This window comes from Pseudomonas sp. PA-1-6B, assembly GCF_021609545.1.
Taxonomy (GTDB): Bacteria; Pseudomonadota; Gammaproteobacteria; order Pseudomonadales; family Pseudomonadaceae; genus Aquipseudomonas; species Aquipseudomonas fluorescens_BV.
The window spans coordinates 68,294-82,030 of sequence record NZ_WJZM01000025.1; the positions used below are offsets into that span (position 1 = coordinate 68,294).

Annotated in this window: 14 protein-coding genes; 10 read left to right on the plus strand and 4 right to left on the minus strand. The window is 58.1% G+C overall.

What is annotated here, in order from left to right; translation table 11 throughout:
- The first annotated feature begins 83 nt into the window (after positions 1-83).
- A complete protein-coding gene (locus tag GIV35_RS14040; protein ID WP_236265628.1) occupies positions 84-2,237 on the plus strand; it encodes a TonB-dependent siderophore receptor in 2,154 nt (717 codons plus the stop codon).
- Between the two features lie 979 nt (positions 2,238-3,216).
- Positions 3,217-3,909 carry a methyl-accepting chemotaxis protein gene (locus GIV35_RS27510; RefSeq protein ID WP_256204046.1) on the plus strand — a complete coding sequence of 231 codons (693 nt, stop codon included), beginning with the start codon at positions 3,217-3,219 and terminating at the stop codon, positions 3,907-3,909.
- A gap of 57 nt (positions 3,910-3,966) precedes the next feature.
- On the opposite strand, the gene GIV35_RS14050 is transcribed toward GIV35_RS27510, so the two are convergent.
- Positions 3,967-4,872, minus strand: a complete 906-nt coding sequence (locus GIV35_RS14050) for a LysR family transcriptional regulator (protein WP_054919234.1) — start codon at positions 4,870-4,872, stop codon at positions 3,967-3,969.
- 68 nt (positions 4,873-4,940) lie between these two features.
- The gene (locus GIV35_RS14055; protein ID WP_105226955.1) at positions 4,941-5,714 is read right to left on the minus strand and encodes an SDR family oxidoreductase; all 774 of its coding nucleotides are present in this window, start codon (positions 5,712-5,714) and stop codon (positions 4,941-4,943) included.
- A 184-nt stretch (positions 5,715-5,898) separates the two neighbouring features.
- Here GIV35_RS14055 and GIV35_RS14060 point away from each other — a divergent pair, with 184 nt between their 5' ends.
- From GIV35_RS14060 to GIV35_RS14070, 3 genes are all read left to right on the plus strand, one after another.
- Positions 5,899-6,252 carry a VOC family protein gene (locus GIV35_RS14060; RefSeq protein ID WP_127882220.1) on the plus strand — a complete coding sequence of 118 codons (354 nt, stop codon included), beginning with the start codon at positions 5,899-5,901 and terminating at the stop codon, positions 6,250-6,252.
- Positions 6,253-6,303: 51 nt separating this feature from the next.
- Positions 6,304-6,564, plus strand: a complete 261-nt coding sequence (locus GIV35_RS14065; protein WP_236265637.1) for a DUF6429 family protein — start codon at positions 6,304-6,306, stop codon at positions 6,562-6,564.
- A gap of 80 nt (positions 6,565-6,644) precedes the next feature.
- A complete protein-coding gene (locus GIV35_RS14070) occupies positions 6,645-7,265 on the plus strand; it encodes a LysE family translocator (protein WP_105226957.1) in 621 nt (206 codons plus the stop codon).
- A gap of 229 nt (positions 7,266-7,494) precedes the next feature.
- Here the strand turns inward: GIV35_RS14070 and GIV35_RS14075 are convergent, their stop codons facing one another.
- Both GIV35_RS14075 and GIV35_RS14080 read right to left on the minus strand, forming a co-directional pair.
- Positions 7,495-8,010: a GNAT family N-acetyltransferase gene (locus tag GIV35_RS14075; protein WP_236265638.1), complete on the minus strand. Its 516-nt coding sequence runs from the start codon at positions 8,008-8,010 to the stop codon at positions 7,495-7,497.
- 117 nt (positions 8,011-8,127) lie between these two features.
- Positions 8,128-9,342 (minus strand): aldose 1-epimerase family protein, encoded by a 1,215-nt coding sequence (locus GIV35_RS14080; protein ID WP_223023521.1) that lies wholly within the window; start codon positions 9,340-9,342, stop codon positions 8,128-8,130.
- Between the two features lie 330 nt (positions 9,343-9,672).
- On the opposite strand from GIV35_RS14080, the gene GIV35_RS14085 reads away from it, so the two are divergent.
- The 5 genes from GIV35_RS14085 (at position 9,673) to GIV35_RS14110 (ending at position 13,634) form a co-directional block, all read left to right on the plus strand.
- A complete protein-coding gene (locus GIV35_RS14085) occupies positions 9,673-10,128 on the plus strand; it encodes a hypothetical protein (protein ID WP_236265639.1) in 456 nt (151 codons plus the stop codon).
- Between the two features lie 98 nt (positions 10,129-10,226).
- A complete protein-coding gene (locus tag GIV35_RS14090; protein ID WP_073521538.1) occupies positions 10,227-10,661 on the plus strand; it encodes a DUF6678 family protein in 435 nt (144 codons plus the stop codon).
- Positions 10,662-11,034: 373 nt separating this feature from the next.
- On the plus strand, positions 11,035-11,361 hold the full coding sequence (locus GIV35_RS14100; RefSeq protein ID WP_073521540.1) for a low molecular weight protein tyrosine phosphatase family protein: 327 nt from the start codon (positions 11,035-11,037) through the stop codon (positions 11,359-11,361).
- Positions 11,362-12,039: 678 nt separating this feature from the next.
- Positions 12,040-12,915 (plus strand): glyoxalase III HchA, encoded by an 876-nt coding sequence (hchA, locus tag GIV35_RS14105; RefSeq protein WP_236265643.1) that lies wholly within the window; start codon positions 12,040-12,042, stop codon positions 12,913-12,915.
- Entirely contained in the window at positions 12,915-13,634 is a 720-nt protein-coding gene (locus GIV35_RS14110) for a PA1136 family autoinducer-binding transcriptional regulator (protein WP_236265644.1), read from the plus strand. Before hchA ends, GIV35_RS14110 begins: the two co-directional genes overlap by 1 nt.
- The last annotated feature ends 103 nt before the right edge of the window (positions 13,635-13,737 follow it).

The following is a 13,737-nucleotide window of genomic DNA, read 5'->3' on the forward strand; positions in this document are numbered from 1 at the left end:
AGACTCAATCTGCCAAACTGATGCGAATAATTATCAACAGATTTACTATTCGCCACGGAAGGCACTTGGGGAGCCCTACTTTCATGTCTGTGCAACAACGCGGCGGCAACGTTTTTACACCCAGTCTGATGGCAATCACTATCGCCTTAGCAACCTCCAATGCGGCCATTGCCGCCGACGCCGAAGCACCGGCCACCATCGAGCTGGGCGCTACCCAGGTCTCGGGCCAACAGCTCGGCGCAACCACCGAAGGCAGCGAGTCGTACACCACCGGCTCGATGAAGACCGCGACCAAATTGCCGCTGACCCTGCGCGAAACCCCGCAGGCCGTCACCGTAATCACGCGCCAGCGCATGGATGACCAGGCCATGACCAGCATCAACGACGTGGTCAACGCCACGCCGGGGCTGTTCCTCAATTACTCCAACGGCCCTGGGCGACAAGCCTTTACTGCACGCGGTTTCGATATCGACAACCTCATGTATGACGGTATCCCCAGCGGCTACAACGGTGCGTCGGTAGGCGCCCAGCCGAACCTGGCAATGTTCGACCGCGTCGAAGTGGTGCGCGGCGCTACCGGCCTGGTAACCGGCGCAGGCAACCCTTCGGCCGCCATCAACCTGATCCGCAAGCGGCCACTGGATGAGCAGAAAGTCACCCTTACCGGCGCCGTCGGCAGCTGGGACGACTACCGCGGCGAGCTCGACGCCTCCAGCCCGCTCAATGACAGTGGCACCTGGCGCGGCCGCGTCGTCACCTCTTACCGCGATGCCAACAGTTTTATCGACAAGGCCGAGCAGGATCATGGCCTGTTCTATGCCGTCACCGAAGCCGACCTGAGCGAAGACACCACCCTGACCCTCGGTTACTCGAACCAGAAGGACAAGACCAACTACTTCTGGGGCGCTTCGATGGTCGGCCTGGATGGGCGCCACCTGGGCCTGTCGCGCTCCTATAACCCAGGCACCGATTGGGAGAACAAGGACCAGGAAATCAACACCGTGTTCGCTGAGCTGCGCCAGCGCCTGGCCAACGACTGGAGCCTGCAGGTCAACGCCAACTATGCCGAACAGAACGCCTTGTTCTCCGGCTCCTACCAATCGCGCTGGACCAACGACACCCTGGCCCGCACGGTGTACCAGGCCAGCTACGATGAAAACCAGGCCGGGCTCGACGCCTTTGCCAGCGGCCCGTTCGAGGCGTTCGGCCGTACCCATGAACTGGTGGTGGGCGCCAGCAAGCGCATCTACGACATGACCACCCACAACTACAGCCCGTACGACCTCAACTGGCCGATCAGTGCGGGCAAACCGAACTTCACCCGCACCAATAACGTACGCGAAATCACCACCCAGGACGGTTTCTACCTGACCAGCCGCCTGAGCCTGGCCGACCCGCTGAAGCTGATCCTCGGCGCGCGCCTGGACTGGTACGACTACGACAACCGTGATGGCGCCGGCGACTACAAGGTCACCCGCAACCTCACCCGCTACGCCGGCCTGATCTACGACCTGGACGACCAGCATTCGGTATACGTGAGCTACAGCGACATCTTCACGCCGCAAAAAGACAAGAGCACAGCCGGCAGCCCACTCAAGCCCATCGTCGGTAAAAATTATGAGGTTGGCATCAAAGGCGAATATTTTGGTGGCGCGCTGAATGCCAGCGTGGCGTTGTTCCGCGTCGACCAGGAAAACCGCGCCGTGGCCGTGGTAGTGCCCAACTGCCCGCAGGCGTCCTGTGCAGAAGCCTCGGGCGAAATCCGCAGCCAGGGTATCGACTTCGAACTGCAAGGCGCCTTGACCGAAAACTGGCAGGTCGGCGGCGGCTATACCTATGCGCGCACCCACACCATCAAGGACGACGCCAACCCGCAGAAGGTCAACAAGCAGTTCGACACCGACATCCCGGAACACCTGTTCAAAGTGACCACCCGCTACAACTTCCAGGGCCCGCTGGAAAAACTCCGCGTCGGCGGCAATATCTCCTGGCAGAGCCGCATGTACAACGACATCAAGCTAGCGGATGGCAGCAACTACCGGCTCCAGCAAGGCGGCTACGCCGTCACTGACTTGATGGCGGGCTACCGGGTCAATCAGCACCTGGATTTGCAACTCAACGCCAACAACATCTTTGACCGCCACTACTACCAGTCCATCTCCAACGATGTGGACTATGGCGGCGACTCCTATGGCAGCCCCCGCAACATGATGCTGACCGCCAAGTACAGTTTCTGAGCCTCATGCCCACCTCGGCTGCCCGCTCGGGCAGCCGCTCTTAAAGTCCCACGCCCACATGCCGATAACGCGTGGGTAACCGGCAACAATCCTGAACATCTGCTTGACTCCACAGCGGCGCGCCTGTGTGGCACACCGCGTGCTTGTTTGACCTCGACGCCCCCCTCTCATGGAGTAAGAGTGAATGCCCGTCCGTTTCCTAGAGCACTATCGCAAGGCCGACCGCATCATGCTGGCATTGATCTGGCTGATGTGCCTGTTCTCCCTCGGCCTGGCGTTCTGGCACGACACCCTCATACAGGCCGTGATCGTGGGTGGGGGCACCGGCGTGGTGCTCACGGCGCTGTATCGCGTCATCGGCGGCACCCGCGTGATGCGCTGTGCACTGGGCGCCGGTTTGATGGTGATGGCGGCGTTGCACATCAACCAGGCGCACGGGGTGATCGAATCCCACTTCGGCATTTTCGCGCTGTTGGCGGTGCTGACCTTCTACCGTGACTGGCTGCCGATTTTGGTGGCGGCACTGACCATCGCGGTGCATCACGTGGTGTTTCATGCCTTGCAACACCAGGGTTTCCCGGTGTTTGTGATGGAGCATCACGGCGGCTGGACGATGGTCTTCGTCCACGCCTTCTATGTAGTGATGGAGACCGTCGCCCTGCTCTACCTGGCCGTCCATAGCCAGGCCGAAGCGGTGGAGAGCCAGGAAATGCTGGAGAAGATGCTCGCCGTTACCTCGCAGTTCACCGTGGAAACCGCCCAAGGTGAAGGCAAGGCCCACGTATCCCTTGCCAAGCGGTTCGACCACTTCCTGCAGCAACTCACCCACCTGATCGACGGCGTCGCTCGCGACTCCCATGGCCTGGGCCAGCTCGGCCAGGAATTGGCCAGCGCGAGCGGCACCCTGGAAAAAGGCGCACGGCATCAACTGGCGCAGATCGGCGAAATGACCGGCTCGATGCAGCGCATGGAAGACGCCATGGGCCACATTACGGTGCAGGTCGAACAGGCAGTGGAACATGCAGGCCAGGCCAGCCAGCAGATTGTGCGCGGCCAGGAAAGCGTCGGCCGCGCCCAACATGAAATCAGCCAATTGGCCTCGCGCATCAACGGCACGGAGTCGACCGTGGAATCCCTGGCGGTGCAGGCAGAGCAAATCGGCTCGGTGCTGGAAGTGATCAGCAGCATCGCCAACCAGACCAACCTGCTGGCCCTCAACGCCGCCATCGAGGCCGCCCGCGCCGGCGAGCAAGGCCGTGGCTTTGCCGTGGTGGCCGATGAAGTGCGCAGCCTGGCCCAGCGCACCGCCCTCTCCACCCAGGAAATCAAGAGCATCATCGAGGGCCTGCAACACGGCAGCCGCCAAGCCGTCGAAGCCATGCACGCCAGCCGCGAAGGCGTAGAGCGCTGCGTGGCAGACAGCCAAGAGGCGGTGGACATGCTACGGGCGGTGGGCGAGGACATCGCGCACATCGACCAACTAAACGGCCACATCGTCACCACCACCCGCGAGCAGACCTCGGCCAACCTGGAGATCGTCGAGCGCTTGCAGTCGGTGCAAAGCATCGCCCAGAACACCGCCGACGACGTCGAGACACTCGCCCGCAGCAGCGAACGCCTGCCACCGATCGCGGTGCGGCTGGATGCGTTGGGCCGCAGGTTTCATCCTTGAGCCCAACCCGGAACATGGCGAGTCAGAGAGAACAGGTGGGCAGGGCGCTTGAGTGCATCAAGGTTCCAGATGCGGAGCCATCAAGGCGGCAAACCAATCGATGAACGCGCCAAGGCGACGAGAGCGTTGGCGGCGAGTCGGGTACAGGACTGAAACGCACATGGGGGCCGGCCGATAGGCCGCCATCACCTCCACCAATTCGCCGCTGTCCAATAAATGCTGAACATCGAACAACGGCACCTGAATCAAGCCAAGCCCTGCACAGCATCCTGCGATATAGCTTTCGGCATTATTGACCACCACACGGCTCGGCATCATGACAGCCTGCGCGGTGCCATCGACGCAATATTCCCAGGCCGTTTCCTGCCCGCCTGCGCTCGTGCTGTAGCCGATACAGACATGCCGGTTTTGCAGATCGCAAGGCTGTGTGGGCACCCCGAATTCCGCCAAGTAGGCGGGGCTCGCGCAATTGACCAGCAACACCTTGCCCAACGGTTTCACCACCAGGCTGCTGTTCTGCGGGGTGCCAAAACGAATGACACAGTCAACGCCTTCCTGTACCAAATCAATGGCGCGATCGGTGGAGCCCAGGCCGAGTTGGAGCCCAGGGTAGCGGCGGAGAAACTCGGCCAACGCAGGCATCACTAGGCGCCGCGCTATGCGGCTGGGCACGTCCACTTCCAGACGGCCCATGACCTGTTCCTGATGGCTGTTAAACAGTTGGTCGATATCATCGATGTCCAGCAAGACCTGGCGCGCCTTCAGCAGTAACTGGGTGCCATCGGCGGTCAGGGAGACCTTGCGGGTTGTCCGGTGCAGCAGTCGAGTGCCGGCATTGGCCTCCAGCTGTTGAATGGCGGCCGACACGCTTGCGCGTGGCAGCCTCATCAGCCGTGCCGCTTGTATGAAACTGCCAAGCTCTGCGACCTGAACGAAGACGCGGTACTGTTCGATTCTATCCATGGGCTCTCAATGCTCGGGGGGCACGGATCGATCGGCGCTCACCACGTCTGCGCCTGTGCGTTGACCGTTTACTTGGTGGTGTAGCCGCCATTGATCAAAATTGTCTGGCCAGTCACCCACCAGCCGTCACTGACCAGGTTACGGATGAACGGGACCACATCCTCAATATCTGTCAGGCCCGTGCGCGAGAACGGCGACAGCGCGGCAGCCGTCTTGTGGTAACTGACCGCATCCTCACCTTCGGCCGGGTAGAAGAACGGCGTGTCCATCGGCCCCGGCCCTACTGCTGTGACCGAAATACCCCGAACGCCCAGCTCCTTCGCCGCCGCTCGCGTAAATTGCTCTACCGGCGCCTTGCTGCCGGCATACGCGGCGTAGAAGGGCGTGAAAGCGCCCAGCAGTGAAGTGACGATAGTGCAGATCTTGCCATTGTCATTGAGGTGCTTGCCGGCTTCCTTGATAAAAAAGAACGCAGTCTTGGAATTGACGGCCATCATCTCGTCGTACTCCGCCTCCGTGATTTCAGCCATTGGCTTTTTCAGCACCTTGCCCACGGTATTGATCGCGATGTCCGGCCTGCCGACTGCCGCGACGGCATCGTTGAAGAGTTTTTCCATCGCTCCCGCCGTGGTCAAGTCTGCTTGCAAGGCCACAGCCTTCGCGCCTAGCGCCTCAATTGCGGTGACGGTTGCGTTCGCGTCAGCCTGGCTGGAAGCGCTGTTGTAGTGCACGACCACAGCCTTGGCGCCATGCTTGGCCAGATCGCGGGCGATCAACCCGCCGAGGTTCTTCGCACCACCCGCGATCAGTGCAACCTTGCCGTTGATTGAATGATTAGGCATGACAACATTCCTTTAATTGGGAGAAGTACGCCGCCATTCTAGAGTGGCCCTCGACAAAGATAAGCACACCTTGGCTGGATGCAGTGTTCAGAGATACTGCCTAATCACAAAGGCCCTACCGGTGAATGAATAGGATGTGAGGTACGCTACACTCCGGCCTTGCACACCGGCCAAGGAAGCCCCCATGAGTACTCGCGGTAGAGACCGACAGATCGACAATATCGAATTCAACGTAAGCGACATTGCCCGCAGTAAAGCCTTCTACGGCGCTGCATTCGGCTGGACATTCGTCGACTACGGCCCCACCTACAGCGAGTTCAGCGATGGCCGGCTCACGGGTGGTTTCACCACCGGCGAGCCTGTGCGGCCGGGCGGCCCCTTGGTTATCGTGTACGCAGATGACTTGGACAGTGTGCAGCAGCGGCTTCAACAGCTGGGTGCGGTGATAACCCGCCAGACATTTTCGTTTCCCGGTGGCAGCCGGTTCCACTTCACCGATCCGGATGGGTATGAGTTAGCGGTGTGGAGTGCTGCGTAATGTTGAGCGTAAACTCAACAGGGGCTGTGTCACTCAAGCGGAGTACCCAATATGGAATACGACGAAAAACTGATTGAGGAAGCCGTACTTGCCCTGCTGACCACCTTCGGCTTTGATAACGGCAACTCATGGAAAGGCCATGACTTTCAAATAATGAACCGACTCCACGAGCAAGGTTTTATCAGTAATCCGGTGAACAAAAACAAGTCCATTTGGTTGACGCAGGAAGGCTTGGAACGGGGCAGGCAAATTGCCGATCGGTTATTTGGCGCAACCCCTGAAGCCAAGCACTCATCCAATCCTGACACCTGATGCGCTCGCGGGGCCATAAGCCCAGCCACGGAGTGTTAACCCACGCTTTATGCCTTACGACCTACCAACCCGGAGCCGCCATGGACCTCGCCACCCTCGCCCTCTTCCTCCCCGCCTGCTTCGCCCTGAACATGGCCCCCGGCCCCAATAACCTGCTATCCGTGAGCAACGCTACCCGCTATGGCTACCGCACCTCCTGCCTCGCCGGTCTCGGCCGTCTGCTGGCCTTCGCCGGCATGATCGCCCTCGCGTCCGCTGGCTTGGCGGTGGTACTGCAAACCTCGGAGTTGTTGTTCTACGGGATCAAGATTCTCGGCGCGGCGTATTTGTTTTACCTGGCATATCAGCTATGGCGCGCAGACCCGCAGCAGCAGGTGGACACCGCAACGAGGAAGGTGGGCCTGTGGGCCTTGGCGCGGCAGGAATTTCTGGTGGCGGCGGGCAACCCCAAAGCGATCCTGATCTTCACCGCCTTCCTCCCGCAATTCGTGGTGCCCGGCCAACCCATCACTGCGCAATTTGCCCTGCTGGGTGTGATGTTCCTGGCCTTGGAATGGGTGGCTATCAGCGCCTACGCCTATATGGGCCTGCATATGCGCCGCTGGTTTGCCGAGCCGAAGGGCAAGCGCCTGTTCAATCGCTGCTGCGCAGGTTTGTTGTCAGCAGCCGCGGCGGTATTGTTGACTGCGCGTAAGACATGAGGAAGGTGTGAATGCGCCTGTGAAGATGACCGTCATCGGCATAGGTATCCACCTAACTTCAGTACGACGCTGCACCTGTGGCGAGGGAGCTTGCTCCCGTGACGACCTGGCAGCCGACGCTGACATAACTGATGCCCCGCGATCCAAATGTGGGAACGGGCTTGCTCGCGAAGGCGGCCTGGCAGCCGACAACGATTCAACTGATGCCCAAGTTGCGTAGATACCTGTGCTATCTCAACGGCAAGCCATACCTCACCTCCACCAGCGCAACACCGCCCCTCTCAAGATGGCGCTCAGTCCCGGCCTCTTCGACACACCCCGCTCGACGATAAAATCGAATTGCCCTTTCATTACCGGCCAAGACCCACAGCGTTAAACGCTCATAGCCTTGCGCCAACAGGTCCTGCAAGCCGGCATTCCACAAGCCCCGCCCGACGCCGGTGTGCCAATGCTCAGCGAGTACGTAGATGGCCATGACCTCACCTGCAGTGGCCTGCACGGCGTCTTCGTCACGGCTGGCGCCCACGGCTATCCAGCCAACCACCTGCTGGCTCACCTCGGCGACCCATACCGTTGACTCACCCGAGGCAATCGAGCGTACCCAATGGGCTTCGCGCCTAGCCAGCGTTGCTTGCAATCCGCTCAAGAACTGGGCAGGCATCAGATCTCGGTAGGCGTCTTGCCAACTACTGATATGCACCTGGGCAATGGCTTTTGCGTCGGTGGGTAATGCTCTGCGAATCACGGATAGGCTCCTGAAATACGGCTATTTCAGTATGCATGCCCATCGATGACAGTTGCAGGGCGCGGGTTCCGGCGTCGATGAAGAGCGCCGGGGCCCGCGCGAAGGCTCCAGCCCATGTCACCCCTTGGTCAGATCCACCAATGGCGTCTGCCGCACCTCTGTCTCCCGCCCACCCTGAATCTCGCTGACCTGCTTCAAGGCCTTTTCAACAGCCGCCTTATCCGCCAACAAGCTGTAGCTGATACGGAACTGCTTGTGTTCCTTCGGCCCGATTGTCGGCACCAAGTTCAGTGGCCGCTGATAACGACGGTTGTACGAAAAACTTGTCCCCGGCTCCAGCCCCGTCACATAGCCCTGCCCTTGGGTATCGGTGTTCTTCCACAGGGAAAACACCGGCAGTGTCTGCGTATTGAAACCCACCGAAACCCCCAGGCTGCCGGCCTTGTTATGCAACACCGTCAAGGTATCGCCCTTGGCATCGGCATACGGCACCACGTTGTAGACCGTTTCGTCATAGTCCTTGGTCGGCGCACGGTAGGTTTGCCAGTCAGCCAGTTCGCCCTTGGCCTTGTCGTTGAAGGGCGACACCTGCTTCACCGGCGCAACGAACCGCGCGCCCTGCTCCAGGAACGGCGTGCTGAAGTTACTGTGATACAGCGCCTGGTATTCCTTCGGATAATCGCCATTGTTAGTCAGCGTGTCGTTGAGGGCGAACACCACACTGCCAGGCTCGGTGACCAGTTCGGTCGCAACAGAGAAATCGACCTTCTTGAACGCCTGCTCTTTCAGCTCGCCGCGCAGGGTGATGGCGTAGGGCGGCTTTTCATCGATATGCAGGGTGACTTTATTCGCAGGAATATTAGCGGCCCGCCCGTGCAGGGTCAGCAACTCGCCGTTGTCGATGCCAGGGTGCCCGACCCATTCGTAGCCGCAACGGGTGACCAGCTCATTGAACCCTTCCAACCAACCCAGACCACCACGGCCATTGAGCTCGATAAAGGACGGATTTACCACTTCCTTGACCGGCGAATCCCACCCCATGCGCACATCACCAACCGACGCCTGCAACACGTTCATGCCACGCGTCGGCACCACTGAGAGCTTCATCGTGCCGTTATCGATATCAACAATGCTCACACCCTCCTGCCGACCACCGTGCAAAGTGCGCAGGGTAACGCTGAAGGGTTTGTCGGTTTGGATGCCGAGCTGCTGGCTGGTGACCTGCCAGTTCTGGGCGGCTTTGTCGGTGTCGAGCAGCACGTAGTCCCAGGCCAGGGCGTGGGATGCGGCAGAGAGTGCGCTGAGGGCAACGAGGAGTTTTAGCGGGGTCATGGCAGTCGCCTTTATTGGAGTTGTTTGTGATTTATAAACTCGATGAAACGTTTCAGCAAGCTTAAAAGACGCGACAGCGTGGGGAAAGGCCATGAAGAGGGCGGAACAGATAAGGAGGTCAAGGCGATGCGCTTGCGGGCAGGCTGGAACGAAAACGCGAGTGGGCGGTGTATGAGCTTTGGTCCATCCGTGCCGGTTACAACCTTGCGTTGACTCATTGGCTGCAAACGGCCAAAAGCGGTCAATCACCCGATGAAGCTTGCCGTGCCCCCCCCCTTCAATGTTGTATGTAATCCCACGCACATTCAGTGCATAAAATGGTTAGCAGGAATGGACACCAGTTCCCTCACATTTCAACAGTTGTTTCGTCCGGGAAGTTCCTCAAATGGCTGCACCGTGGCCGAACGATTCTCCATCGATTTTCTGATTAACGGACGTTCGTTGCTCAATGCTCTCGTCTTAGCTGATGGTGGTCATTCAAATTTCATGGGCTGTTTCGTCAAGGGCTTCCCGGAGCCAAACAGCCTATCTAACTCTCGCCTACTTTTACGCGAACACGCTGAAACAGAAAGTGGTCGCATCCTCCTTTACATCTGCCCCGAGTGCGGCGACATAGTGTGTGGCGCCTACTCAGTATATGTTCGCCAAAACGATGACTGTTTCACGTGGGATTCCTTTGCTTACGAGAACGGCTATGACGAGCCTCAAATCATAGACAGTGTTGGCCCCTTCACATTTGAGAAGCATGCATATGAGGCAGCTATCAACGATGCGGCGGCTTTCTAAAAGGTAATTCAACAGCCCCATTGCAGACATTCGCAACGGGTACAATCGGCCAGAAGCGATCATTCATTCTTGAACACCAAAAATCGATAGGACTGAATATGAGCGAACTACCCAGGGCCGGCGCGGGCCATGATGATGCAACACGAAATAAAATCAATGCTGCCGTGGCTGCGAGAAACTTGGCAAGCGCATCGAACAATACCAAGTGGGATGAGCTGATCAATCATTTCCGCGAACTTCAGGGGTGGCGTCCGTCCTACCGATCCAAGTGCGTCACAGGATATGTCTCGGAGTGGGATGTCGAGTGGTTTTACCATTTACCGTTTCCATTTGCGTCCGTCGAATGGTTCGACATTGGCTTGTCGGAAGCAGTCCCCTCAAAAGGACGGCTGCTTGCACGTACAACCATTGACCATACAGACGAAATATCGAAGGTGGTTGCACAAATTGGATTCGAGTTTGACGTGCGCGCCGACGTTCTGAGAGTTTGGGGATACTTCCCAAAATCGTATGAGGACTTTCCGCCTGTATGACAGTCTGAGATCTGCTGTCTCCCCAGTAATTACAATATCTGACCTGGATGCTAGAAGGCAGCTTTGGGTCGAAATCAGCCTACTGACACAAACAGGTCTCGCAACGTTTCCCTATTCCTCTTATCCTGTCTCGGACTCGTATTACCGCGGCTGCTGACCCCGGTACCCACGAGGAAACCATCATGGAAAGAACCAGAGCCTGGAGACGCCAGCAAGTCCGTAAACGCGGCAAGAACCAGGCAGCACAACCACTTGTGTTCAAGCCAGAAAAAAACTGGAAGCTGCTGTACAGGCGCGCCAAAAAGTTGAAGGGGGCGCGCCAGCTCGGCATATGCTATCCCGTTCGCACCACCCGCCAATTACTGGACCAATAATGACCAACCTTCTGTTCATTTGCAGCCGTAATCAATGGCGCAGTCCTACTGCGGAAATTCTGTGGCGCCGCCGATCGGGCTTCGAAGCCCGCTCGGCAGGCACCAGCTCAAATGCACGCAGGCCGGTCGGCCCGGCGGATATACGCTGGGCTGATGTCATATTCGTCATGGAGCGTAAGCACCAGCAGCGGCTCCAGGCGGAGTATTCACGTCTGCTTGAACACAAGCGACTGCACGTCCTGGATATTCCCGACGACTACCGCTACATGGACTCTGAACTGATCTCCATCCTGGAAGACACCGTGACGCCCTACCTCAAGGGCTAGCCTTAACGCCCATGGAATTCCACCCTGAGCATTGCTATAGGCATACTTGCGTGGCGGCGCAGCCGACGACAATGTCACGCAGCTGCTCACTAAAAACAGCCAGGGCGAGGGCGCCGATGATCAAAGCAATCCAGCACACTGAAGTCGAGGCTCTGTTGAGCATCGCACAAGAGGCCGGCTGGAACTAACCGGCTTATCGGTTTACTGCCGGGATCTAGGGCTGCGCCCGGCCGAACTTCTGAATGCCCTCTCGATCGAAGTTGCCCGACGATTTGTTCTGAGTGAAATGCCGTATGAGGTTGGCGATGACATAATGAACGGTCTGTTCACTGCCATTTTCGATGTAGGTATGGAGGAGGCGATGCCGCAGCCAGCATTCAACATCTATCTGGCTTTTGATGAGGGAGAGTATCAGCACTTGGGGGACTCGGAACACATAGCCCCATCTGAACGATACACACGACCGTATCTGGTGGAGATACTGCGACGGTTGGTCGACACCGCATGACCGCTTGGGTGGAAAACGGCCAGTGTCCAACGACAGCCGTCGGCCAAAAGCAGCCGATCGGCGTACTGTATGGGTGCGGAAAATTTCTTTGAGGGAAAACCCTCATTGCTGGGCCTACGTCACGCTATTAGGATTGATTTCGACAATCGGCCCATTCGTAGGAGAAAACCATGACTACCTTGCAGAGTGACGACAAGCGCCCCACTCCGGATCAGGCAGAGGACAATGCCTTTTTCCCCTCTCCATACTCGCTAAGCCAATTTACCTCGCCAAAATCTGATTTGAGTGACGCGGATTACCCTAATCCTTACCAAGGTGGCCGCTGGAAGATATTGCTGATCGGCGCCGACGAGCGCTATTTACTGACCGACAACGGCACCATGTTTTCCACCGGTAATCACCCGGTCGAGACGTTGCTACCCATGTACCACCTCGACAAAGCCGGTTTCGCGTTCGACGTTGCGACCCTGTCAGGCAATCCGGTGAAGTTTGAGTTCTGGGCCATGCCTTCCGAAGATACCGAGGTAAAGAATTTCTACGCCAAATACCGCGAACAGTTCAAAAAACCCTTGAAGCTTTCCGATGTGGTCGAAAAGGCACTGGGCGAGGATTCGGATTACATCGGGGTTTTCATACCCAGCGGACACGGCGCGCTGATTGGATTGCCGGAGAGTGCCGACGTGAAAGCGGCTTTGCATTGGGCAATCACCAACGACAAATTTGTGATTTCCCTATGTCACGGCCCAGCAGCAATGCTCGCGGCGGGTATTGGAGAGTCGAGGGATTCCTACATTTTCAACGGCTACAAGATTTGCGCATTTCCAGACAGTCTCGACGCAAAAACGCCCGACATCGGTTATATGCCTGGGCATTTGACCTGGAAATTTGGTGAGCAATTGAAAGCCATGGGAGTTGAGATCGTCAACCAGGATATTTCAGGTGCAACGCTCCAAGACCGCAAGTTGCTGACCGGCGACAGCCCACTGGCAGGCAATAATCTGGGCAAGTTGGCAGTTGAAGCATTGTTGAAAGAGGTCGCATCGTAGTGAGCGACGGACCGGCAGAAACAGCGATGCGAGCTGCTCTGGAGATAGAGACGGCGCGCACACTTGAATCAATCAAGAAAGCCGTCAGGGGTTTTGCCACGCCCTACGGCTATGATCGATTCGTGTTGTTTTCTGCATCGCCGGCAAGTGAAGAAGTGGTTGAGCATATCTACTGGGTCGAAGGCGATTGGTTCGATAACGGTCGATCGGTGGATGCCGAGACTTATGTTCGACATTGTCCGGTGACTCGCCACCTTCTGAATGCTCGGCAATCCTTCTTCTGGCAGAAAGAGCAGGTCAATGGAGAAGACCGCTACCGGGTGATTCGTTCTCCAGGTGACCCAGGGATTCAGGGGTTGCAGGTACCCGTTTTCGGCCCGCAGGGGCTTGAGGGCGCGATGAGCTTGGGGGGTGAGCCGGTGGATGGAAGCGCGCGGGTTCGCTTGGGACTAAGCTTGGTTGCGACGGCCGCTTTTTTCGCAGCTAGGCGGTTGCTTGAGGCTCCACTGGACGAAGCGTTACAAAGCCTTTCCCCGCGAGAGCGTGAAGTCATGGAATGGACGGCTGCCGGAAGACGGCAAGCGGATATTGCAGCAACTCTCGGTTTGTCGGAGCGTACGGTTGAAAATCACCTGCGCTCAGCGCGCCGACGTCTGGGCGTGACAACGACAGCACAAGCCATCAGGATGGCCATCCGTAACGGCGATATCGATGGTTAAGGACGCGGCGAGATCGAGTGGTGGAACGTTTGGACCTCCGAGTAATTTCTTCAATGGGCTGATCTGAATGTCGGCTATTGGCCGAAATCCGCCGGTCAGCCCC